Annotated in this window: 28 protein-coding genes; all 28 read left to right on the top strand. The window is 60.3% G+C overall.

Going from position 1 to position 22366, the window contains the following annotated elements:
• Positions 1–2: 2 nt before the first annotated feature.
• The 28 genes from terL (at position 3) to avd (ending at position 22359) form a co-directional block, all read left to right on the top strand.
• On the top strand, positions 3–1568 hold the full coding sequence (terL, locus tag AB1402_03055; GenBank protein MEW6540582.1) for a phage terminase large subunit: 1566 nt from the start codon (positions 3–5) through the stop codon (positions 1566–1568).
• A 15-nt stretch (positions 1569–1583) separates the two neighbouring features.
• Positions 1584–3083: a phage portal protein gene (locus tag AB1402_03050; GenBank protein MEW6540581.1), complete on the top strand. Its 1500-nt coding sequence runs from the start codon at positions 1584–1586 to the stop codon at positions 3081–3083.
• A complete protein-coding gene (locus tag AB1402_03045; protein MEW6540580.1) occupies positions 3080–4504 on the top strand; it encodes a DUF6883 domain-containing protein in 1425 nt (474 codons plus the stop codon). The genes AB1402_03050 and AB1402_03045 overlap by 4 nt, the downstream gene beginning before the upstream one ends.
• Positions 4501–4719: a DUF4926 domain-containing protein gene (locus AB1402_03040; protein MEW6540579.1), complete on the top strand. Its 219-nt coding sequence runs from the start codon at positions 4501–4503 to the stop codon at positions 4717–4719. The genes AB1402_03045 and AB1402_03040 overlap by 4 nt, the downstream gene beginning before the upstream one ends.
• A 204-nt stretch (positions 4720–4923) precedes the next feature.
• Positions 4924–5994: a transcriptional regulator gene (locus AB1402_03035; protein MEW6540578.1), complete on the top strand. Its 1071-nt coding sequence runs from the start codon at positions 4924–4926 to the stop codon at positions 5992–5994.
• Positions 5995–6007: 13 nt separating this feature from the next.
• On the top strand, positions 6008–6523 hold the full coding sequence (locus AB1402_03030) for a capsid cement protein (GenBank protein ID MEW6540577.1): 516 nt from the start codon (positions 6008–6010) through the stop codon (positions 6521–6523).
• Positions 6524–6539: 16 nt separating this feature from the next.
• Positions 6540–7574 (top strand): hypothetical protein, encoded by a 1035-nt coding sequence (locus tag AB1402_03025; GenBank protein MEW6540576.1) that lies wholly within the window; start codon positions 6540–6542, stop codon positions 7572–7574.
• A 163-nt stretch (positions 7575–7737) separates the two neighbouring features.
• Positions 7738–8076: a hypothetical protein gene (locus tag AB1402_03020; GenBank protein MEW6540575.1), complete on the top strand. Its 339-nt coding sequence runs from the start codon at positions 7738–7740 to the stop codon at positions 8074–8076.
• Complete coding sequence (locus AB1402_03015; protein ID MEW6540574.1) at positions 8073–8459, top strand: hypothetical protein; 387 nt, start codon at positions 8073–8075, stop codon at positions 8457–8459. Before AB1402_03020 ends, AB1402_03015 begins: the two co-directional genes overlap by 4 nt.
• 206 nt (positions 8460–8665) lie before the next feature.
• Positions 8666–8995, top strand: coding sequence for a hypothetical protein (locus AB1402_03010; protein ID MEW6540573.1), 330 nt, complete (start codon positions 8666–8668; stop codon positions 8993–8995).
• Positions 8996–9016: 21 nt separating this feature from the next.
• Positions 9017–9856 carry a hypothetical protein gene (locus AB1402_03005; GenBank protein MEW6540572.1) on the top strand — a complete coding sequence of 280 codons (840 nt, stop codon included), beginning with the start codon at positions 9017–9019 and terminating at the stop codon, positions 9854–9856.
• Between the two features lie 23 nt (positions 9857–9879).
• Positions 9880–10083 carry a hypothetical protein gene (locus AB1402_03000; GenBank protein ID MEW6540571.1) on the top strand — a complete coding sequence of 68 codons (204 nt, stop codon included), beginning with the start codon at positions 9880–9882 and terminating at the stop codon, positions 10081–10083.
• On the top strand, positions 10083–11513 hold the full coding sequence (locus AB1402_02995; GenBank protein ID MEW6540570.1) for a phage tail sheath subtilisin-like domain-containing protein: 1431 nt from the start codon (positions 10083–10085) through the stop codon (positions 11511–11513). The genes AB1402_03000 and AB1402_02995 overlap by 1 nt, the downstream gene beginning before the upstream one ends.
• A 100-nt stretch (positions 11514–11613) precedes the next feature.
• Positions 11614–12021 (top strand): phage tail tube protein, encoded by a 408-nt coding sequence (locus tag AB1402_02990; protein MEW6540569.1) that lies wholly within the window; start codon positions 11614–11616, stop codon positions 12019–12021.
• A gap of 16 nt (positions 12022–12037) precedes the next feature.
• Complete coding sequence (locus AB1402_02985; protein ID MEW6540568.1) at positions 12038–12445, top strand: hypothetical protein; 408 nt, start codon at positions 12038–12040, stop codon at positions 12443–12445.
• Positions 12446–12620: 175 nt separating this feature from the next.
• Entirely contained in the window at positions 12621–14669 is a 2049-nt protein-coding gene (locus AB1402_02980) for a phage tail tape measure protein (GenBank protein ID MEW6540567.1), read from the top strand.
• 51 nt (positions 14670–14720) lie between these two features.
• A complete protein-coding gene (locus AB1402_02975) occupies positions 14721–15404 on the top strand; it encodes a hypothetical protein (protein ID MEW6540566.1) in 684 nt (227 codons plus the stop codon).
• 5 nt (positions 15405–15409) lie between these two features.
• Complete coding sequence (locus AB1402_02970; GenBank protein ID MEW6540565.1) at positions 15410–16057, top strand: LysM peptidoglycan-binding domain-containing protein; 648 nt, start codon at positions 15410–15412, stop codon at positions 16055–16057.
• The gene (locus tag AB1402_02965) at positions 16057–17061 is read left to right on the top strand and encodes a phage portal protein (protein MEW6540564.1); all 1005 of its coding nucleotides are present in this window, start codon (positions 16057–16059) and stop codon (positions 17059–17061) included. The genes AB1402_02970 and AB1402_02965 overlap by 1 nt, the downstream gene beginning before the upstream one ends.
• Complete coding sequence (locus AB1402_02960; protein ID MEW6540563.1) at positions 17061–17471, top strand: DUF2577 family protein; 411 nt, start codon at positions 17061–17063, stop codon at positions 17469–17471. Before AB1402_02965 ends, AB1402_02960 begins: the two co-directional genes overlap by 1 nt.
• A gap of 1 nt (position 17472) precedes the next feature.
• Positions 17473–17925 (top strand): DUF2634 domain-containing protein, encoded by a 453-nt coding sequence (locus tag AB1402_02955; protein MEW6540562.1) that lies wholly within the window; start codon positions 17473–17475, stop codon positions 17923–17925.
• A complete protein-coding gene (locus tag AB1402_02950) occupies positions 17922–19040 on the top strand; it encodes a baseplate J/gp47 family protein (protein ID MEW6540561.1) in 1119 nt (372 codons plus the stop codon). Before AB1402_02955 ends, AB1402_02950 begins: the two co-directional genes overlap by 4 nt.
• Positions 19033–19821, top strand: a complete 789-nt coding sequence (locus AB1402_02945; protein MEW6540560.1) for a putative phage tail protein — start codon at positions 19033–19035, stop codon at positions 19819–19821. The genes AB1402_02950 and AB1402_02945 overlap by 8 nt, the downstream gene beginning before the upstream one ends.
• Before the next feature lie 24 nt (positions 19822–19845).
• Positions 19846–20142: a hypothetical protein gene (locus AB1402_02940; GenBank protein ID MEW6540559.1), complete on the top strand. Its 297-nt coding sequence runs from the start codon at positions 19846–19848 to the stop codon at positions 20140–20142.
• A 3-nt stretch (positions 20143–20145) separates the two neighbouring features.
• Entirely contained in the window at positions 20146–20586 is a 441-nt protein-coding gene (locus AB1402_02935; GenBank protein ID MEW6540558.1) for a hypothetical protein, read from the top strand.
• Positions 20583–20894 carry a hypothetical protein gene (locus AB1402_02930; GenBank protein ID MEW6540557.1) on the top strand — a complete coding sequence of 104 codons (312 nt, stop codon included), beginning with the start codon at positions 20583–20585 and terminating at the stop codon, positions 20892–20894. Before AB1402_02935 ends, AB1402_02930 begins: the two co-directional genes overlap by 4 nt.
• 12 nt (positions 20895–20906) lie before the next feature.
• Positions 20907–21965, top strand: a complete 1059-nt coding sequence (locus AB1402_02925) for an SUMF1/EgtB/PvdO family nonheme iron enzyme (protein MEW6540556.1) — start codon at positions 20907–20909, stop codon at positions 21963–21965.
• Between the two features lie 61 nt (positions 21966–22026).
• Positions 22027–22359: a diversity-generating retroelement protein Avd gene (avd, locus tag AB1402_02920; protein ID MEW6540555.1), complete on the top strand. Its 333-nt coding sequence runs from the start codon at positions 22027–22029 to the stop codon at positions 22357–22359.
• Positions 22360–22366 lie beyond the last annotated feature (7 nt).

Raw genomic sequence — 22366 nt, 5'->3', positions numbered from 1 at the left:
GCATGAGCATCCTTGAGGGCTTGGTCCAAGGCCGCAGCGGCGACTCGAGCAGAAAACGCCGCGGGCAGCGGGACCTGGACTACTTCGGCAAAGCTTATTTCCCCCACTACTTCTCTCGCCCGTCGCCGGAATTTCACCGGGAGCTGGATCAGATCTGGCTCGAAGGCGTCATCGACACGGAAACGGGTACCCGGCGCGCCGTCGGCGCCCCGCGCGGGCACGCCAAGAGCACCACGCTCACGTTCAAAAATGCGTTGCACGCCATCCTCTATGGCTACAAGCACTATATCCTCATTATCTCGGACAGCAGCGAGCAGGCCGAGGGTTTTCTAACCAGCATCCGCGAGGAGATGGAAGAAAACGAGCTGATCATCCAGGACTTCGGGAAGCTGGAAGGCAAGGTCTGGAAGAACAGCGTCCTGTTGACCAGCACCGGCGTCAAGATCGAGGCCCTGGGCGCCGGCAAGAAGGTCCGCGGCCGGAAGCACAAGAACTGGCGGCCGGACTTGATCATCCTGGACGACATTGAAAACGACGAGAACGTCCGGACGCCGGAGCAGCGCAAGAAGCTGGAGAACTGGTTCTACAAGGCCGTGTCCAAAGCGGGCGACGACTACACGGACATCATCTACATCGGCACCCTCCTGCACTACGACAGCCTGCTGGCCAAAGTGCTCAAGAACCCGGCCTACCGGACCAAGAAATACCAGGCGGTACTGAGCTTCGCCAAGAACCAGGGGCTGTGGGATGAGTGGGATGAGATCTACACCGACCTGTCTGGCGAAGACCGCGAGGAGAATGCGCGACGGTTTTTTGAAGAGCATCGTGACGCCATGCTGGAGGGGGCCCGGGTTCTCTGGGAGGAGAAAAACAGTTATTACGACCTGATGGTGACCCGGGTTTCCGAGGGCGAGGCCAGCTTCAACTCGGAGCTGCAGAACGAGCCGATCAACCCCGAAGACTGCCTCTTTGACGATGGATGGTTTGACTACTTCAACCCCGTGGGGATGCAGTTCGGCAGAGGCTTTCTCTTTTTCGGTTTTGTGGACCCGTCTCTGGGCAAGAGCAAAAAATCGGACTTTTCCGCGGTCATTACCGTCGCCTTGGACACGCAGACTGGCTACATGTACGTCTTGGACGCCGATATTGAGCGGCGGCACCCGGACCGGATCATTGCCGACATCCTGGAGAAAGAACGCTGGCTGCGCAGGGATTACGGCCGGGGTTATGCTAAGTTCGGCTCCGAGTCGAACCAGTTTCAGTGGTTCTTGAAGGAAGAGCTGGCCAAGGCCAGCGCCCGTGAGAAGCTGTACCTGCCCATCGAAGAAGTCTATCAGTCAAAGGATAAGATCCTGCGCATCCAGACCCTGCAGCCGGATATCAAGAACAAGTACATCAAGTTCAACCCCAGGCACCGCCGGCTGCTGGAACAGCTCAAGTATTTCCCCATGGCCGATTACGACGACGGACCGGACGCCCTGGAGGGCTGCCGCACCCTGTGCAAGAACGCATCCACCCTGGATTCGGGGCTGATGGGGATCTTCCGCCGGGCCAGGATTTACGGGTAAAGTGGCGGTGATAATGTGCGCGGAAGCTGGATAAGACGGGTCAAACGGGCTATCGGCGAAATGAGCCGGCTGCGCGGGTACTCACCTTTCGGGGTGACCACCGGCGGCTATGCGGTCTACCAGCTGGACTCCAGCCGGGTGGACTACGAGCTGGCCCGGGAGCTTTACGAAAACAGCCGGGATGGGTACAAACTGGGGGCCGGGTTCGCGCGCGGCATCATCAACACGCCGGTGGCTTTCATGGGTGTGCCCCGCTTTCTTTCGGATGATGACGACGCCCAGGCGGTGCTGGATGGATTCTTCGGCGCCAACCGGTCCCGCGTGCAGCGGACACACCGCAACGCGCTGCGTGATGGAGACTGCTTTGTCTGGATCACGCGGGAAGAAACCGACAAGGAGCTCTACCCGGAGCTGAAGACCCGGTTGGTGTACCACATCATCCCGCCTGAGCAAGTGGACGAGATCAAACGTAACCCGGTCACCGGTGATGCATATGAGTATATACTGAAGTCCAAGCATACCTGGACGGACGAGCACGGCAGTAAGAGACAGGCGACCGTCACTCAGCGGATTACCCGTGATACCAGGACTATTGTGGTCGACGGCGACCAAGTCCCCGGAGTGCGACCGGGCACGGAAGAAAATATTTGGGGCTTCATTCCCATCGTCCATTTCCGGAACGAGGGCGACGAAACAGCGCTGTTCGGCCGTTCGGAGCTGGAGCCCGTCGAACCTTTCCTAAAGCTGTATCACGATCTGATGCTGCACGCCGCGCAAGGTTCCAAGATGCATTCCACTCCCCGGTTGAAGCTGAAGTTGAAAGACGTGGCCGCGTTTCTGCGCCACAATTTCAACATCACCGACCCGGCGGAGTTCGCAAAACGGGGCGGCAGCATCAATCTGCAGGGCCACGAACTGCTGGTCTTTTCGACCGAAGAGGATGCGGAATTCATTGAGGTAAAAAGCGCCACCGGGGATACCATCGCGCTGCTGAAGCTGGTTTTCTACTGCATCGTGGATACCAGCGAAACACCGGAATTCGTGTTTGGTGTGCATACTCCCAGCTCTATGTCATCGGTCAAAGAGCAAATGCCGGTCGTGGTGCGCAAGGTGGCCCGCAAGCGCGACCAGTTTGCGGACTCTTGGCAACTCGTGGGCCGGATCGTATTGGCGATGACGGCCAAGTCCGAGGGCAAAGCGTACTCAACCTATGCCACGGAACTGGACTGGGACGAAGTGGACCCGCGCGACGAAAAAGAGGTGGCCGAGATCCTGGAGAAGGTCGCCATCGCTCTGGACCGCGCTGTGCAGGGCGGGTTCCTCTCCGATGACGCGGCCGCCGAATTCCTCAGTCGGTACGTGGACACCATGCGCAGTTATGAGTCCGAAGCGGATGATGAACCGGGAGAAAGAGAACGGATCATCAGGAACCGAATCGAAAGAGCCCGGTTGGAGGACGCGGAAGGTCTACTGGATGAAAAAACGAAGATCGACAAGTTTGGCGGTAAGCAATGAGCCCGCGGGAGATCGACCAGATCGCGGCCGCCACCCGAAACGAGGAGTATAAGCGGCGTTTCCTGCAGGCCCGGCGGGAGTTTATCGAGCTGCGCCTGAAACAGGATCTGGAGATCAGACAGGTCTATGCGCGGTCCGCCGACCACATCGCCGCCGAGATACGGAAACTGGTCCTTAAAGCCCCTTCAAGCTACATCAGGAAACAACAGCTCGAAGAGCTGGAGAAGATGCTGCGGCTGGAGGCCGGCCAGCTGACGGACGATTTGGCTGCGGCGTTGCGCCGGCAGATCCACGGCGCGGTCGAAGCCGGGACGACCTACTCCAAAGGAGTGACGACCACCCTCTTCCAAGATGCGGGCAGCACCCTGGTGACCGCATCCGGCATTAACAGCATGTTCGCCCGGGTCAACGCCCGGGCGGTGGAAGCCGCGTGGCAGCGGACCCACAAGGGGCTAAAGGTGTCGGACCGGATCTGGCGCACCGGGGAGAACTACGGTAAGCAACTGACCAGGCTCGTGCAGGAATCGGCGGCCGCTGGCCAGGACGCGGTGAAGACCGCCCGGATGTTGGAACGATACGTAAAGCAGGGCACTGGGACGCTCCTGCGGGACTACCCCGAGGCGTGGGAGCGCCTCAAGGGGCGCGTGCCGAAGGACATCAGCTACGAGGCGCTGCGCCTGGCGCGCACCGAGGCCACGGCCGCCTTCGGCCAGGCCAGTATCAACAGTGCGCGGCTCACTCCCTCCTACGTCGGGATCAAGTATTGTCTTTCGGCACAGCATCGGATCTACGACATCTGTGACGTACTGGCGACCGCCGACGAGGACGGTCTGGGGCCGGGAGTGTACGCCGCGGGTAACGAGCCGGTCTATCCTGCGCATCCGAACACACTGAGCTTTCTGGTACCGGTACACACCCAGCCGGAGGAAATGGCCGATAAGATCAAGGAATGGACACAGGACCCGGCTGCCCAGCCCGACCTGGAAAATTGGTACAATAATGTCTACAAAGGGTTTAGCGCCGGGCCGCCAGGTGGTATAATCAGAGAAAAGGCATGGGCCGAAAAGCCGCTGCCGGGGCTGGAACGGGCCTATATTGCCCCGCCGAAGCTGTTGAAGTATTCCCTGGACAAGGAGCACCCCAGGGGGAAGAACAAGGCGATAGTTTTCGAGAGAGTCCTTGGATATGACCCGAGCACCGCCGGGCGCCTGGAGAGAGATATCTTGGATAACCTGCCCTATTACAATGCGGTCGATAAGGGCCGTGATCAATATGGGCACAGGTATCAAGTGATCATGGCACTGACGGGGCCGAACGGCAACACGGCAGATGTGGTGACGGCGTGGCGCATCAAGACGGGCAAGGACTTCCCCGAGCTGGTGACTACTCTGGTTGCCAAGAAGAAGAAGGTGAAGAAATGAAGTTCGAGGAACTTGATGTGGTACGATTGACCAGGGATTTTCCGGAGCACGGACTGAAAAACGGTGACACCGGAACGGTGGTAATGGCGTTTCGGCATCCGGATGAAGCCTACACAGTGGAATTCGGCGACGAGGGAGAAACCCCGGCCCTGGAGGAGTTCGGCCCCGACGATTTGGAACTGGTTCACAGCATAGGCTCCGTCGGCAAGCCATAAAGCACCCATGATTTGGCAGCAGGGCCTATACGGCCCTGCAAGCCTCGTAGCCGGGCACACCCCTACCCACCCACGTACCCAAATCTAGTAACGCAAAATAACGCCCATGTAACGCGGTATTAACGCTATGTTAACGCCGGGGGTTAACCCCGTTAACGCCTGCGGTGTTCAGTATGCCCCGAAAGGAGGTGTGATTTGTTGCATGTGGGAGAAATGACATGGCTGCCGGCAGCCGTCTCCGGGGAGATGCGGCCCGATGATGTGCCGGCGGCGCCGGGCGTGGATCTGTCGGCGCTTAAAGCCGGCGACCAGGACCCCCTGGAGGTCGTGGTCGAGATTGCCCCGGGCAAGAGTAAGCGAGGTTGGAACTACAAGATGCCGGCGCTGGAAGCCATCGTCCGGCGTGTCCAAGAGCAAACGCTGAACGGGTTCTTGGGGCACCAGAAGGCCGACGATGTGCCCACCCAGTTCCCGGCGGTTGTAACCCATTGGGTCGGAGCCAAGATGCAGAACGGCAAAGCGTATTTTCGGGGCGTGGTTGACCAGGCGGCGGTGGATCTCAAACGCTGGATACGCACCGGACGGGTTAAGCAGGTGTCCATCTTCGGCTATCCCAAGCTGCGGACGGCGGGCGGAGAGACCGAGGTTATTGACTATGAGGCGCTTTCAATTGACTGGACGCCTCTGGACCGGGCGGGGATGCAAACCAGAATAGTGGCCACTGGTGAGATTGAAGGAGGCAAAGCGATGGGTTGGAAAGAGTTGGTGCAGCAACTGAAGGGCTTGCTGCAGAGCGGTGATGTGACCCTGGCCCAGGTGGCCGGGGAGATGGGCTGGACGCCGGAGCAGGTGGCCGGGGCGATTGACGGCAAGTGGGTGGAGCGCAAGGCCGGCGCGGAGAAAGCAGCGCTGCAGGCCGTGGCCGAAGCCCTGGGCGTGACCGGCGAAATGGACATCGTACAGGCGGCCAGGGATGCCAAGGCGGCTATGGACAAAGACCGCGAGCGTAGCCAGCAGGCCCTGGTCGACGGCGTGCTCAAAGAAAAAGTCGCCGGCGAGATGGCTCAGGCGTTGATTCGGAAGATGTTGCAGCCGGCGGGCAAGACCAAGGAGCAGATCGTCGGCGAGATCGACGCACTGCTGGCCGAAGCGTCGGTAAAGGAGGCCCTGAGTCGGCTGCACACTGACACGCCGGCAATGGTCGCCGGCGCCGTGCGCGCCGTCGGCGACAAAGGCGGTCCCGCCAACGTGCGCGTAAAGCGGACCGCCATTTAACGAAAGGACGTGAATGCAGATGTACCAGGGTCAACCGGTACCGACCACAGTGCACCAGAGCACCGACCCCAAGGTATCGAACGGCAGAGCGGTGCAAGTGACCGTGCCGCAAAACACCACTATTTCTGCGGGTAAGTTCTACCTGATCGGCGGGTTTTTGGGCGCGGCCATGCGGAGCGTTACCACCGGCGCGGGAGAAACGGCCGAGCTGGTGCTGAACATCGAACAGGCGGAGTACGAGACGGACCAGATCCTGACCACCGATGCCATGGCGGGCGGCGCGGACATCTACTGGGACGCCGCCAACAACCGCTTTACCCAGGCGGCGCCCGGCAATCGTTACGCGGGCCGGGTGACGTTGGCCAAAGACGCCAACAATGTAATCCGGTTCAAGCTTGCGGATCAGCCCGGTGCGCTCCGGCAGGCTGCGGCGCAGGCCAACAGCACGGCGGGGGATGTGGCGGCCATTGTTGGTGATTTCAATGCGCTGCTGGCCAAGCTCCGGACAGCCGGCATCATTGCATCGTAAGGAGGCTGAGTAGTCGATGGTTCAAGTAATCAGTATCGAGACACTGCGTGAAAAACGCAGGGCGGGCACCATCGAGGTGCCGGTGTCCTTCCTTGTGGACGGCAAGGAATACCAGGTCACCAAACGCATCGTCAACGGCGAGATGGAGACATTGCAGCTGACAAAGCCGATTGGCGAGTTGTTGACCCTGGGCTCCATTGAGAGCATCAAGGATCTGGTGGGCAAAGCCGTGCTGGATGTGGAGCTGGGACGCGAAAAGGTGCCGGTCCTATATCGCCCGATCTACGACATAATCGAGGACAAGAACCTTCCGCCCGTCGTGGACGCCAAGTGGGCGCTCGGCGGGGCGTGTGTCTTCACCGAACACATGGAGGGCGAAGAAGTCAAATTCGGCAAGCTGTACGCCGAAGAAGGGCCGTCCGCCAGGATTCTGCCTTACTCCGCCGGCTTCGAGTACACGAAGTTCATGAAGGACTTCAATCAGTCATTCTCGGTCGAGATGCTCAATAAAGCGATCGGTGAGGCATACAACGCGCTGGTGAACCACATCCACCTCTACCCCATCTTCGCCTTCACCTATCCCGCCGCGAACAAGACGGCCTACGCCGGCGCGGCCGAAGATCCTGCCTGGGTCGGCGTTTGGAAGACCATCCAGGCGGCGAAGAAAGATGCGGCCAAGAAGAAGCGCAAGGGCACGGTGCTCCTGGCCAACTCGGCCAACGAGGCCGACATCCAGATGGCCCTGGAGGGCGGACACCAGATCGCGGGCACGAAGTATCCGGGCATCAGCGGCATCAGCGCCGTGGTCTACTACGACGGCTGGGAAGTAACCGTCGGCAAAAAGACGCACAACTATCCGGGGGTGCCGGAAAACAAGGCGTATCTGGTCAGGCCCGAGAGAGGCTTCAAGGCGTTGCTCAAGCAGGATCTCCGGCTTGAGGCCGCCCGGGGCGACTTGGCCCGGTTGGTGGAAGCCCAGATCGTGGGCTACGCCTATCGGGGAGTGTTTGCCGCGGTCGGCGAAAACGTGCAGGAACTGTCCCTGCAGTAACCATTTTTCTCACAACGCATAGGGGGTGGGGTCTTCCTCCCACTCCCTCCTCTCCCCCGGTGCCGGAAAGGGGACGGTCGCAACTACCCTCTCCAAGCGTCGCGCGCCAGCGCTGCCATGGGACCGGCGCCGGGGAAGGGGCCTGATGAGGGGGCTGATATAGATGGACGTAATTCCGCTACGGAAGCTGATCAACGAGGCCATCCCGCCCGGCGGTACCGAGGCGGACACCCACTTCACCGACGCCGAACTGGAGTCCTTGCTGGATGACAAGCAGGACCTCTACCTGGCGGCGTCGCTGGCCTGGACCATCAAGGCCGGCCTCTACCAGGGGCAGATCGAGAGCTACAAGGTCGGCAACGAGTCTTACGACGTGACCAAGCTTAAAGATCAGGTCGATCACGCCCTGAAAATGTCGGACACCTACGCCGCAATGGCCCGGACGGCGGCCGCGCCGGGCGCGGCGATCATCCGGGTGCGCCCGCCGGAGGTGCTGCGATGAATCCGGTAGCGGCTCGGAAGAAGCACATCAGGTGGTCCATCGCGCAAAACCCGACTGTGATCGTCATAAAACGGACCGAAAAGGTCCGGTCCGGCGGCGGGTTCGTGGAGTGGGTCTCCACTATCGGCCCACTGACGGTGCGCGTGTTCATGCAGGGCAGTCCTGCCGGCGGGCAAGATGTCTCCAGCGTGGCCGGAAAGAAAGAAACGGATACGGTTTACGGCCTATTAGTGGACCACACGGCCGATCTCAAGGCTGGCCCCAACGTCACGGACAAATTCGAGGCCCCGGGGCTAGGCACGTTCCTCGTCCGGGCCGTCTACCCGCAGGTCGTGGACGGCGTTGTGGTCGGCTACCAGGCCGACCTGGAAAGGGTGAGTTGATGAAGATTCCGGAGACCCTCAAGGTGGGGCCGTTCCCCTACCGGGTAGAGCGTCCGGCTCTTGTTAACAATGGAGGTCTTCTTCCACGAAATGGTCCACGTGGCGGACGTTTTCATGGGTGTCGGTCTCAACGAAGAGCAAGTTGAACGGCTGTCAGTCGGGCTCTACATGGTCCTCAAGGAGAACAATCTGCTGCGGGACGGGTGATGCCGATGGTCTTCGGAGACGGAGCGCTGAAGCACATTGAGCGGCAGAAAGCGGCCACGGTGATGCTGATGCAAACCTGGGCTGGTGCGATGGAGTCCCACGCCAAGCAACGCGCCAAATGGCGGGACCGTACCGGTCACGCCCGGCAGGCTCTGCACGCCGGTGTTGAGCAGCCGGACGACAACAAAGTCGTCCTCTCCCTTGGCCACGGCGTAGAGTACGGTATCTGGTTGGAAATCGCTCACGGCGGCAAGAACGCGATTATTCTACCCACGCTGGACGTCCACCTGGTCGCGGTTAAAAAAACGCTCAATGATCTATGGAGTTAACTGTACCGGGAGGGGTCGGCCTTGAGGAATGCGCTGCGCGAAAAGCTGATCAGCGAAATTCCGGCCCTGGGCGGTCGGGCGCTTGAACCCCACGCCGCCGACAAGGATACTGAAAAGCCGTATCTGGTGATCCGCCAGGGCGTGGACGCCGAGGAGTCGGCCTGGGCCGGCTGGCGCCGGGTGTTTGAGATATACCCCTATGTTTTGCGGACCAGCTTTACGGATCTGGATGTCCTGGTCAATTCCGTAGTGGCGGCACTGGACAAGCAGCTCATCGGCGACCCGGAAACCGAAGAGGTCTTTACGTGCAACTACTTGGGCCCCACGTCCCCCGACTTCGTCGACGACGATTGGGACGCGCTGACCAGGCCCCTCCGCTTCGCGGCCATGGCCCTGCAGCCCGTGGATGTGCCGGAGACTGTGCAGGATGATCCCTGGCTGCAGGCGCTGGCTCGGTGGATCCAAGGCTTTATGCCGGGATGGAATGTCTACCTGAACGGTTGGCCCCTGGGTTACGTCAGACCAGCGGTGCTAATCCGGGTGACGGATATCCAGGCCACCGATAAAAGCCGCGCCGCCTACGAGCTGCGGAAGCACGTGGCCATCCATTTGGTGGGTCTCACGCCGAACGGTCAACTGCAGGCGGTGTTGCGGATCAGTCAGGATTTAACGGGGGCGGTCAAGATACCGATTGACGCCGAGGCCAAGGACTATATGACGGCAGTGACGCCCAGGGCGGATCTGCAGGCCGATGCCTTCCGCAAAGGCCAGGTGTCTTTGGTGCTGACGAAGATGGTCGCCAGGCCGCAGCCGGAAGTGAGCCTGATCCAGAAGGTTGCCGGCACCGGAGAAATCAAGTAAGACAAAGACAGGGGGGAAGCAAGTTGACTGAAGGGGCAACCAACGGCGAAGCCAAAACCAAGCCTGCGAAGTATCCCCGGGGAGAATTCATCAAAAACGCACAGGGACTTTTCGGGGTAAAACCGGAAGTGGTCGTTGGAGCGCTGCACGGCGATCCGGCCCCGGAGCTGACGAAGGCTGAGGTGCAAAAAGCGGTTAACCGCTTCTTGAGAAGGAGGGCGAAATAATGGCGAGCGGTATTTGGGACCCTGCGGGCAAGCCGATTAGGCCGGGCTTTTACATGCGGTTCATCGCGGCCGCCCTGGCGGCGATCCAGCCGGGCGCCCGGGGGATCGTGGCCATTCCGGTGAAAGCCAACTGGGGACCTGTGAAGCAAGTGGTGGAGATCACCAGCGAAAAGGGCCTGGTGGACATTCTCGGCACCGACACCGGGGGCGGCTTCACGGCCTACACATGCGTCCGCATGTGCCTCCTGGGACGGCCGAAAACGATCCTGGCCTACCGGCTGGCGGACGGCAGCGAAGCGAAAGCCGGCATAACCCTGAAAGACTCGGCGGCACTGGACGTACTGAGGCTCACCACTAAGTACGAGACCACGCGGGACTTTAAGGTTGCGGTACAGGACAACATCCAGGACGAGACCAAACAGGACATCGTCCTCTACGAAGGTGCCAGGCGTCTTCACACCTACACGTTCGCCAAAGGCGCCGCCGTGGACAACGCGGTGGCGGCTGTCAGCGACGGCGCGAATAACGTCTGGCTGGAAGCGCAGAAACTGGCGGCCGGCAGCGGCACAATCGCCAACGTGGCCACTCAGCCCCTCACCGGTGGCAACGCCGGCGTGGCGAACGTGATAACGGCGGATTACCTTGGTGCGATGGACGCCTTCGAGGCCAGACAGTTCCAGGGGTTCGCGTTGGACGGCGCTGCGGACGCAAGCCTGCAGGCGTCCGTGCGGGCGTGGGTCGAACGGCTGCGCGACGAGGGCAAGAAGGTTATTGCCTACCTGGGCGGCAGCGCGGTCGACGACCAGACGCCGGCGACCGCGAATGCCCGGTCCACCGGCTTCAATCACGAGGGTGTGGTTAACGTTGGTACCAGTGTGGAGCTGGCTGGCACGTGGTGGCCGAGCGCAGTAGCAGCTTGTTACGTGGCGGGCCGGGGTACCGGTCAGCGGTTGGCCGAAAGTCTCACCTACGCGGCCACACCTTTTACTGATGTCGCCCCCCGGCTCACGCACAACCAGGTCGTCCGGGCACTGCAATCCGGAACCCTGGTGTTTGTGCACGACGGCGAGAAAGTGATCATCGAACAGGGTATCAACACCCTCACATCCCTCCGGGAGGGCCAGGGCCGCGCCTGGCGGAAAGTCAAGCCCATCCGGATCATGGACGCCATCGACATGGACACTGCCCAGGCGGCTCACGACGCCTACATCGGCAAGGTACTCAACAACGAGGACGGCCAGGCGGCGGTGCTGAGCGCGATCAAAAATTACTTCGAAACCCTCTCCCCTGCCCTGCTGGCGCCGGACTTCGTGGTCGAGACCGACCGCGATCTGCAGGCGAACGCCGAGTCGGACGAATTCTACTGGCGCTACGAGGCCACGATCATCGACTCCATGGAGAAGATCTACGGCACGGGCTACATCAAGTAGCTGACGCCACCGGCACTGGCACCGCCAGGACAGCTGACCGAGGACCGCCCGGGGCGCCGGGCCCGGGCCGGTCCACAAACTGAAGGAGGTGCGGCCTTAGATGCTTGAGGCTGAAAGGGCGATCCAGGGTCATTATGGGAAACTGTTCAAGGACGGCAGGTGGCTGACCAATGTCAACCATCTAGAAGCTAAAGCGGCAATGGAAAAGACTGAACTCAAGCTGCCCGGCAGTGCCTGGGTGCGGCACAAGAAAGGCATCTTGAAGGGCACCGGCACGATGAGTGGTTTTAAGGTGACGTCCGAGATGATCGCGCACGGCTTTGGACGCTTTGAAATCATCTCGAAGCTGGAAGATCCGGAAGCATTCGGGCACGAACGAATTAGACTGAAGAACTGCATGGCCGACGAGATCGTCCTGGCCAACTGGACCGCCGGCGAGGTGGTTGAAGAATCTACGCCCTTCACGTTCGAGGGCTATGAACTCTTGGACCCGATTGAGGCGCCGTAGAAAGGGGTTGTGATGTATGCGGTTGGAAGACATGACGCAGGAAGAAATCATTAAGAAGTTGCTGGGCGCGGCCGATGCCGTTCCGGAGCGCACGGTGCTGTTGAAACGGCTGGGCATTCCGGTTAAGATCAGGGCGCTCTCCGACAAGCAAGTCGACCGCATTCAGGAGCAGTGCACCGTCATCAGGCGGAAGCGCGGAGAGGAAATAAGGCGCATCAACGACGAGGAATTCAACGCGGCCGTCATCGTCGCGGCCACCGTGGCACCCAACTGGGCCGACCCACAGCTCCTCGATAAATTCAAGGCGTCCAGCGCCGAGGAGGCCGTCAAGCGCATCCTCTTGGCGGGCGAGGTCCGCCAGCTGGTGGACGCCATCCTGGATCTCAGCGGCTACTACACCGACCTCGACGACGTAAAAAACTGATCGGCCAGGGCGGGCTGGTTACGCTGCTATACCATATCTGGCAGCGGCACCATATGCGCCCTGGCGAGTTTTATAACCTGCCGCGCGGAGAACGGTTGCTGATCACGGCCTTCGCTTTGCGTGAACTGGAAGACGAGAAAAAGGCCAGCCGGGCCCGGCGCAAGGGGTGAACAGAATGGCCAATGAATTCTACCGGGCGGCCATCGTCATTGATGTAACCGGCGAAGACAACGCCAGACACAGCCTGGACCGTGTCAAGAGGTTCATCCAGGACACCGAGCGCCGGGGCAAAGTCCTCGACAGAATGAAGATGAGCCCCACGGTCAGCCTGGTCGACAGGGTGTCCAGTCCGCTGAAGAAAATCGAAACCAGCCTGAAGCGCGTCAGCGCGGCGGCGGCGGGCGCGAGGGAGCGCATTTCCGGCATTGCCACCAGCGTGCCGGGCATGCTCGGGCTGGGTGCCGTCACCGCGGGGCCGGGCGTGATCATAGGCAGAATGATCAGTACCGCGGCCGGCTTCGAGCAGGCAATGGCAAATGTTGCCTCCGTGGCCGGTGCCGGCCGGGATGAAATGATCCGTTTGACCAATGCCGCCCTCGACATGGGCCGGACCACGCAGTTCAAGGCGTCCGAGGCGGCCGATGCGCTGTACTACCTGGCGTCGGCCGGTTTCACAGTCGATCAGCAGATTGGTGCCCTGAGCGGGACCCTCAGCCTCGCGGCGGCCACCCAGGCGGACCTGGCGTTTACCGCAGAGACGGTCGCAGCAACCCTGTCCGGCTTCGGTTTGCAGGCCGAGGATGCCAATCGCGTGGCGAACGTGTTCGCGGCAACGATCAGCCGGAGCCAGGCCACCATCTCCAAGTTGTCAGACTCGATGAGGTATGTAGGCCCCATCGCCGGCAGTTTCGGGATGACCATTGAAAGCACTGCGGCGGCGCTTGGCATCCTATACAACGCCGGCTTACGAGGGGAGCAGGCGGGCACGACGCTGAGGGGCGCTCTGGTCTCTCTGGCGAATCCTGCGGGGCAGACCAGGGATGCTCTTAAGCGGTTGGGGCTTAGCGCCCACCAAGTGAACCCGGCGCTGCACAGCATTGCCGACATAGTTGAAACCCTTGAGAAACGCGGGGTAGACACGGCAACGGCCATGCAGCTCTTCGGCCAAGAAGCGGGCTCGGGCATGACAGCCATGATCAAGCAGGGTTCCGCTGCCTTGCGCAAGATGGAAAAAGACATCACCAACACCAACAAGGCGGCCGAAATGTCCGAAATGCAAATGGACACTTTGTCCGGGTCGGTGAAGTATCTGCAATCGGCATGGGAGGCGGTCTCGATAAGCCTGGGGCTCAGGTCGATACCGGGCCTGAAACGCCTCTCCGAGTACGTCAAGAGGGTTATCGATGATTCCGACGGGCTCGCGGCCGCCGTGGGTGAGCGGCTCAACCGGGTGTTCAACCGGTTCGCCGATATCCTTGAAAGTCCGGAGTTTCAACGGGCCAACTGGGGCGGGAAGATAGGCATCGTGCTCAATGAGATGGTCAATGCCGGCAACGAATGGCTTACCGGCGAAGGCGGACAAAAGGTGATCCAACTCGGCGCAGACATAGGGACCGCTCTGGGCAAGGGGGTTGTCAGTGCTTTTACCACCGCCCTAGCCGAACATCCGGTGCTGCGCACCCTTATTATGGGCGCTGTCGGACGCAAGTACGCGGGCACCCCGGGTCTCCTCGCCGGCGCCGGGGCGGCGCTTATCCTGGAACCTTCCCGCCAGGCGCATTACTACCATAAGCGGAAAGAGGCCGAGCGGAAGGCATGGATGTACGAAGAACATGAGGCGCGGGAGCTCATGCGCCAGTCTAGTCCAGACGAACCGCTGGTCAGAGGTGGCACTATCGGACCAGCCAAACATGCGCTCGGCGGCATTTTTGCGCAGCCGCACCTGGGTCTGGTGGCCGAGGCTGGTCCTGAAGCAATCATCCCTCTGTCGGAACGCTTCCGGGGCCGGGCGCTGGGGTTGTGGGCAGATGCCGGTGCGCGGCTGGGCGCGCCGCTTGCGGCGGCCGGTGCCGGTGGCGGCACAGTTATCAACGTCTATCTCGATGGCGCCGTGCAGCAGAGCATTGAGGTCAAGAACGCCGGTGACGTGGCCGAAGTTGCCGAAGGCGTTGCGGCGGTAATCGCCACGAAAGTACGTGATGTACTCCAAAATTTGGCTGACTAAACAAGGATTCTCACACCTAGTGGCGTAAAATGTGGGTGGAGGTGTAAGACAATGCGCAAAAGGGCTTTGATCGTATTGGCGGTGGCCCTGGTGTTCATTCTGGTTACCGGCTGTTCCTCAAACGGCAACCCTTCCCCGGTGGCAATGCCGGAGCCAGGGATGACTGTGCAGGTCGTCCCAGTAGGGCTGGATGGCGAACTAAAGGAAACGCAGCTGAAGGAGCTGGAGCAGGCACTGCAAAAGCGTGCCGGGCGCCACGGGTTTCCCGCACCCACGGTGGAACAGTATGACGATAAGCTGGTCGTTTGGTTGCCGGACGTCGATGAGATCTGGACCGCAAAGCTCCTGCTGGAACGGGGCCTCGTGGAGTTCAGGACCGAGGACGGCAAGACGGTAATCAGCAATACGCACATTAAGCAGGTAGAAGTCGTTAGAAACCCGGCCAGCGGCCACATGGAAGTTGGAATCAGTTTAACCAAAGAGGGCACCCGGTTGTTTGCGGAGGCTACCGAGGCCAACATTGGAAGGACTATTGCTATTTGCGTGGACGGGCTTTTGCTGCAGAACCCTGTCGTGAAACAACCAATTACGGACGGCAAACTCGTAATAACGGGCTACGAGAACCTGGATGACGCGCGCAGGGTGGCCACCCTTATCAGTTGGGATGCGCTACCGTTTGCGGTGCAAATCCTGCAGATCGTTGACGAGAAAGGGCAACTGGTGTTTGAAGGGTGAGGCTGATGGATCTATACCTGATCAACCCCAAAGAAGACACCGCCTTTCGGTTTCCGGTGAATCCCGAGGAGATCTCGGTAGCGACCGAGACATTGAAAGAGACAATAGAAATAACAAACATAGGCGAGGTGGACTTTCCTTGGGGCGACAAGAGAGCCGAAATCCGGTTCTCTTGCTTTTTGCCTTATGAGTATGACGTATACTGCCAGTATCCGTCCATCCCTGATCCGGTCGCGGCCGCCAAGCAGCTGGAGGCTTGGCGCAAGGCGAAGCAGCCCTTACGGTTCATTGTAACCGACAGTCCGATCAACGGCCTGGTCTATATCGTATCGTTCAATACCCAAATCATTGGCGGCGCCCCGGGTGATATCTATTTTGACATCGTTCTCCGGACATGGCAGGAAACCAAGGTGCGGACCGCCGCCGAGATCGGCTTCGGCCTGGGCGCGGGAGTAAGCACAGTTGCCGCCCGCCCGGACACAAAACCGGTACCCGGCACCTACACGGTCAAGGCCGGAGACAGCCTTTGGAAGATCGCTAAGATGCAGCTTGGTGACGGCGCCAAATGGAAACAGATCTATGAGGCCAACCGCGAAGTCATCGGCCCCGACCCCAACCTGATCAAGCCCGGCCAGCAGTTGGTGATGCCCTGATGAGCGCATCCGCAGGAAACCTGCAATACAACCTGGTCCTGCAGGACAAATGGCACCTTGGCGATCTGCTGGGCCTGGCCCCGGTCATCGAGGAAAGCCTTGACGAGATCGCGGTCCGCGTGACGGTTGACGTCAGCGTTGTAAAGGGCTTCCCCCCCATCGGTCCGGGCCTGGCCATAAGACTCTCCGGTGAGCCCTTTGGCGGCGGCCCGATGCACGTCTTTGTGGACGGCGTGATTTGGCGCGTCAGCTCTCGTACCAAGGGAGTCAAACAGCTTACCCTGACCATCTACGACCGGGCCATCTATCTCAAGAGCGAAGAGGAATACCTCTTCCCCGCCGGGCTGACGGCTACGGCGCGGATGCGCAAGATCGTCCAGGACTGGAATGTCCCTCTCGGGACAGTGGCCGACACCGGTGTGCCCCTGGCCAAGGGGGTGTTCCGGAGTAACGCATTGTATCAAATCATCGACAGCTCACTGGCCGAGACCATCAAAAAGGGCGGCAAGCCCTACCGTCCCCGGATGGTGGGGAAACAGCTGAACCTGGTCGAGGTCGGCCGGAATCAACCCGTGTGGGTGCTGGAGCCGGCGGTGAATATCGAAGAACTGGGCCAGGAGCGATCACTCGAAAACACCGTCACTCAGGTTAAGGTCCTTGGCCAGACCGAAGGTGAGGCCCGCTCGCCGGTACTGGCCCTTGAGAAAAAAGACACCGACAAATACGGCACCATCCAAAGATTGATTCACGACCCCGAGATCACGACCGCCGGCCAGGCCAAGACGGCCGCACTGCAGGAGCTGTGGGGTATCGACGAGGTTTTCCCGATTGCAGGCATCGACATCAACACCATCCGGGCCGGTGACGCCGTCCGGCTGTACAGCCCGGGCGGAGTGAATACGGATTACATAGTATGGGCCGTGCGGCACGAGCTGGGCAGCCCGGGCCGGATGCGTGTGGAGCTGGCTCCCTTGGCCCTGGTGCGGCGGAGGCTGATGCGGTAATGGAGAATCCATTCAAAGAGATCGCGGGGATAATCCAGGGCCAGGCGGCTGGCCAGGCGGCCGCCGCCCTCCAGGGCGTCCCCCTGGAACTCGGCACAATCAGGGCTTCGGGCCTCAAGCTGGACAGCTTTAAGCACGAGATCAAGGACTACCTGGTGGCCGACTGGACGGTGACCCTGCACCTGCCGGCGCATGCGAAAATCGGCACCATGACCAGCCCGGTGGACGAAAACGGCAATCCGGAGCCCGGGACCTCGACCAGCGAACTCACAAGGTTTGACTTTGCAGAGATCGAGATCCCGGGTGTGCGCGTTGATTTCCGGGCCGGGCTCAAACCCGGCGACCGGGTGCTGGTCGCCCCAATCCACGGCGGCCAGGACTATGTAGTGATCGCCAAGGTGGTGAGCTGACATGGGCCTTTTCCCCACAGCGGAGCCGACATACGAACCGGAACCGGCGGCTGGCGCCCGGCCGCGGACCCCCTTCCCCCGCTCCTGGCGCTTCGATTTCGACGCCGGCGACTTCATGCTGACCCCAACGGGCACCGTGGCGCTGGCGGATGAACTGCATGCGTACCTGGAATGGTGCAACAAAGCGTTACTGACGCCCCGGCACCGTCACCTCATTTACGGCCGCAACTACGGCCAGGAATTCGAGGACCTTATCCGCCGAAACCTCACCCGGGCTGGGAATGAAAGCGAAATCAAGCGAATGGTCACCGAGGCCCTGAAGGTCAACCCGCGCACGGCCTCAGTGGAGAATTTCCGGTTCGCTTGGGACGGTGACGCGGTGTACTTCACCTTCGACGTGACCACCGCGCGCGGTGAGACCATAACTCTGGGATCAAGGGCGGTGACGGGATGACGACCATGCCGGACTTTTTGGATGAAGAAACTGAAAGCGCGATCCTGCAGCGGATGCTGGCCCGAATTCCGGACGATATTGATAAGTCCGAGGGGTCTTACATCTGGGATGCCCTGGCGCCCGTGGCGTCCGAGATCGCTCAGATGAAAGTTGATATGGGCACCTATCTGAAACGGGGGTTTGCTGCAACCACATTCGGTCCGTACCTGGTGCTGCGAGCCCAGGAGGTCGGCTTATCCCCCCGTCCCGCGGTCAAGGCTTCTGGCCAAGTTGCGTTTACCGGTACTCCGGGAGCCATCATCCAGGCCGGGACGCTGCTATCAACCACTGCGGATGAGATCTTGTCGGTACCCGCTGTGGAGTTTGTCACCACGCAAGATGCGGAGATACCCTCCGGCGGCACCATTACTGTGAATATCGCAGCCCGTGAAGCCGGTGCCGGCGGTAACGTAGCGGCCGGCAAAATCAACCTATTGGTAGTACCTGTGAGCGGTGTGACTACGGTGACCAACGCAGCCCCTACCAGCGGCGGGGTTAACGCTGAGAGCGATTCCTCACTGTTAGACAGATACCTTGTCCGACGGCGGAAGCCAGGAGCATCGGGCAATAAGGTCGATTACAAGCAGTGGGCCCTGGAAGTACCCGGTGTGGGTGGGGTTCAGGTGGTGCCCCTGTGGGCCGGCAACGGCACTGTGAAAGTAGTCCTTCTGGACACCGACAAACTGCCGGCCACCCAGGCCCTGGTCGACGCGGTCCAGGCGTACATAGACCCCGCCCCGGCCCTTGGCGAAGGCAAGGCGCCGATTGGAGCCACGGTCACGGTGTCGGCCGCGGAGAGCGTCAGCATCGCCGTGACGGCTATGGTAATTCACGACGGCACACGGAGCCTGGCCGGCATCCGGGCCGATTACGAATGGGCCCTGGCATCCCACTTCAAGGAAATCGCTTTTCGTGAAAACGAAGATCGAATACGCTACGGCAAAATGGGCAGTTTACTGCTTAACGTCGCGGGCGTGCTGGATTATTCAGATCTGTTGCTTAACGGTGGCACCGCGAACGTAGCGATTGCCGCCGGTGAGGTAGCCGTCCTGGGGACGGTGATGCTCAATGAGTAGTGACATGCTCACCTCTGAGCGCGGGAAGGAGATGCTCTCGCATTGCCCGCGCTACTACCAGGCGTCGCGGGTTTTCAAGTTCAACCTGCAGGCGTCCGGGGTAGAGCTGGACAGCCTCAAGCACGGTGTCGAGGAGATCCTGGATCAATTCTTCGTCAACACGGCCACCTGGGGCCTCGACCTTTGGGAGCAAGAGCTGGGCCTCAGCTCTTTTGTTGGCAAGCCGCTAAACCAACGCCGAAGTACAGTTTTGAGCAGGCTGGGCCAACCGAACATGGCAACAGTTAACTTCATAAAGAGGACCGCTGAAATCTTCGGCGGCACGGTCGAGGTCGTACAGACACCGGCCGCGTACAGCTTCACGGTTAAGTTTGTGCAGTTATTAAATGCATCACTTAACCTAGCGGATGTACGAGTTGTGCTTGAGGAGATTAAGCCCGCGCACATCGGTCTTGATATGATTGTTGTTGAGATCGGCGCAAGCGAGCTGACGGTCAAAATCAATCTCAAAAGCTATCTATTCCCGTACATCCCCTGTAATACGTTGTTTTGCGGCTTGCACCCCGGGCCCGCGACCATCGGTAAGGTCTTGGCGTCGGTGCTGGGCATTGCCACGGGTTGGGAGCGGTATGTGTTCAGCTACCCGTTGGCCGGCTTGCACCCGCGCCCGGCGACCATAGGCAAAATCCTGGCGGCGGGCCTGAACATTGCTGCCCAATTCAACAGCTATAGGTTTGATTACCCGCCCTGCGGGACCCTGCTTTGCGGTACGTATCCGTAAAGACGATAAGAGGAGGTGGTTGCATTGCTCACACCGACGGCGCTGGGCAAATTCAGGGAATTTATACGGCGGACAGTCAGTTACGGCAGATACCGTGTCGGCAGCACGTTTTACACCGTCCCCATCCACGAAGTTGTTATTGAAGGCGACAAAGTGTACGTGTACCTGCTGATTGACCACACTGCCGCCGGGACCGTCAACAGGTGCCAGCTTTTCGATGTAAGCAACGAGCTGTTCGCTGATAGAGCCGATATCAGCATCGCGAAAGACGCCATCCAGGGAGTCTTGGTCAGGTTCTCATTCTCGATACAGGAGGTGTAGAGCGTGCGGCCATACAACAGGACCTATTGGAGAGACCACGTGGTCGACGGGCAGACCGTGATACAGCAAGGCACCCCCCAGTCCGCGACAAACTTCAACAACATCGAGGAGGGGATATTCGGCGGCGGTGCCGAGCTGGACGTTCTTGGCCAGCAGATGCTGCAGCATAAGAGGCTCTTGAGCGACCTGGAGGGGGAGATCGGACAAGTCACCCTCACAAACAACCAGGTATACCCCTTCAACAACTCGGTCTGGACTGTGGCCCTGGCGAAGCCCAGGGATACTCTGAACTACCGGGTACTAACCGAGGTGCTGGCTGCCCAGGGCATGGTCGGTGATATTAAGATTGCCGACAAGGCCCTGAATGGCTTCAAAATCCAATTCACGGGCAGTGCAACCTCGGTCACCATTAAATACTTCGTTCAAGGAGGGATGTATCAATGATAACCGTTGAGAAAAATCAGGGCGACAAAGTGGCCTACGAGCTGCAGGGCAACGTCCTGGCCTTTCGGGGCGGTGAGCTGGCACTTGATTTAAGCAGATACGAGAGGGACTTTCCGGTCCACATTGACGTGTGCTCCAACGAGTACGACATGCTGGTTGTCGGCCTCGGCCGAAAGTATGTGGCCGAGATTGCTATTTCGGCCCGGGGGTACGACGAAGAACCGACGGGCGATCCGGAAAACCCCGTCGCATTGGTCCCGAGACCGTTCGATGTATTAAAAACACAGCTCACATTGTGGGCGGTATAGGAGGGCTGATCAATGAATTTTGACGATCTGAAGCTCAGTGTGGAAGCCCTGAGTGGCGGGAAGAACACCGTTATTTTCGACGACAAGGGCATGCCGTCAATCATGGTCCGCATTCCCAGATTCCAGATCTCCGACGTTATCTCCGGCGGCCCCAGCACCACCCATCCGGCGTTTGTCGTCGCCGGCGTCGAGAAGAACGAGATCTTCGTCTCGAAATACCAGAACATCGTCATCAACGACCGGGCCTACAGTTTGCCACTCAAGGACCCGGCGGTGTCAATTAATTTCGACACCGCGAAGGCGCGGTGCGAAGCCAAGGGCCCGGGCTGGCACCTGATGACCAATGCCGAGTGGGCCGCGCTGGCCTTGTGGTGCAAAAAGAACGGCTTCATGCCCCGCGGAAACAACAACTACGGTGCCGATCACGGCGCGGCGCATGAAAAGGGCATCGAGACCACCAAGGAGACCAGCGGCTTGTTCCGGACGCTACGCGTGGCCACCGGGTCCGGCCCGGTAACGTGGGCGCACGACGGAACGAACGGCGGCGTCTTCGACCTTAACGGGAACGTGTGGGAGTGGACCGGCGGACTGAGGTTGGTTGACGGGGAGATCCAGGTCATACCGGACAACAACGCCGCGCAGGCCATCGACCAGGGCGCTGGCAGCACGCTGTGGAAGGCCATTCTGCCGGACGGGAGCCTCGTGGCCCCGGGGACCGCGGGCACACTGAAGTACGATGCCGAAACAGCCACCCCTTCGGGCATCCGGATCAACACGACTGTGGAGCACTGGACGACCGACGCAAATTCGGTAAATAAGTCGTTTGAGACAGTGGTTGCTGCGAGCGGTGTTAGTATTCCCACCGTTATGCAGGCCCTGATCTTGGCGCGCCTGGACGCGTCTCACGGTGGGGATTCCCTGTGGGTGCGAAATAACGGCGAGCGCTTGCCGGTCCGGGGCGGCGACTGGGCCGGCGCGTCCCTCGCCGGGGTGTTTGCCCTGTACTTGCTCAACGCCCGCTCGAGCGTGTTCGCGCACGTCGGCTTCCGCGCCGCTTTTGTTGCAATCTGAAACCTGCCCCCTGTAATCTGACAGGCGGGCGATCGCCCGCCATGGCCCGGAGGCAATGAATATGGACGAACTAAAGATCCTGCAAAAACTCTACGACATGGCCCAGTACGGGTATGTGTGCCTGCGTCAGTATCCGCGCAGTGAGCGGCACACCCTGGCGGCGGAGACCAAGCTCGCTATACTAGGCCTCCTCCGGGCGGTCATCAGGGCCAACAAGCGCTACCACAAACAGGCCGCGATCCACGAGGCGGACGTGGAACTAGAGGCGCTCAAATATCTGGTCAGGCTAGGGAAAGACTTGCAGTTCTTGCCCCTGCGCCAATATGAGAACTGGAGCAAGATGAACACAGAGATTGGGAGAATGATCGGCGGTTGGCTGAAATCCGCCCGCTAAGCATTCT

The sequence above is a fragment of the Bacillota bacterium genome, from assembly GCA_040757205.1.
In the GTDB taxonomy this organism is placed as follows: Bacteria; Bacillota; Desulfotomaculia; order Desulfotomaculales; family Desulforudaceae; genus Desulforudis.
The sequence above is the reverse complement of the archived record's forward strand: the minus strand, read 5'-3'. Positions and strand labels throughout refer to the sequence as shown.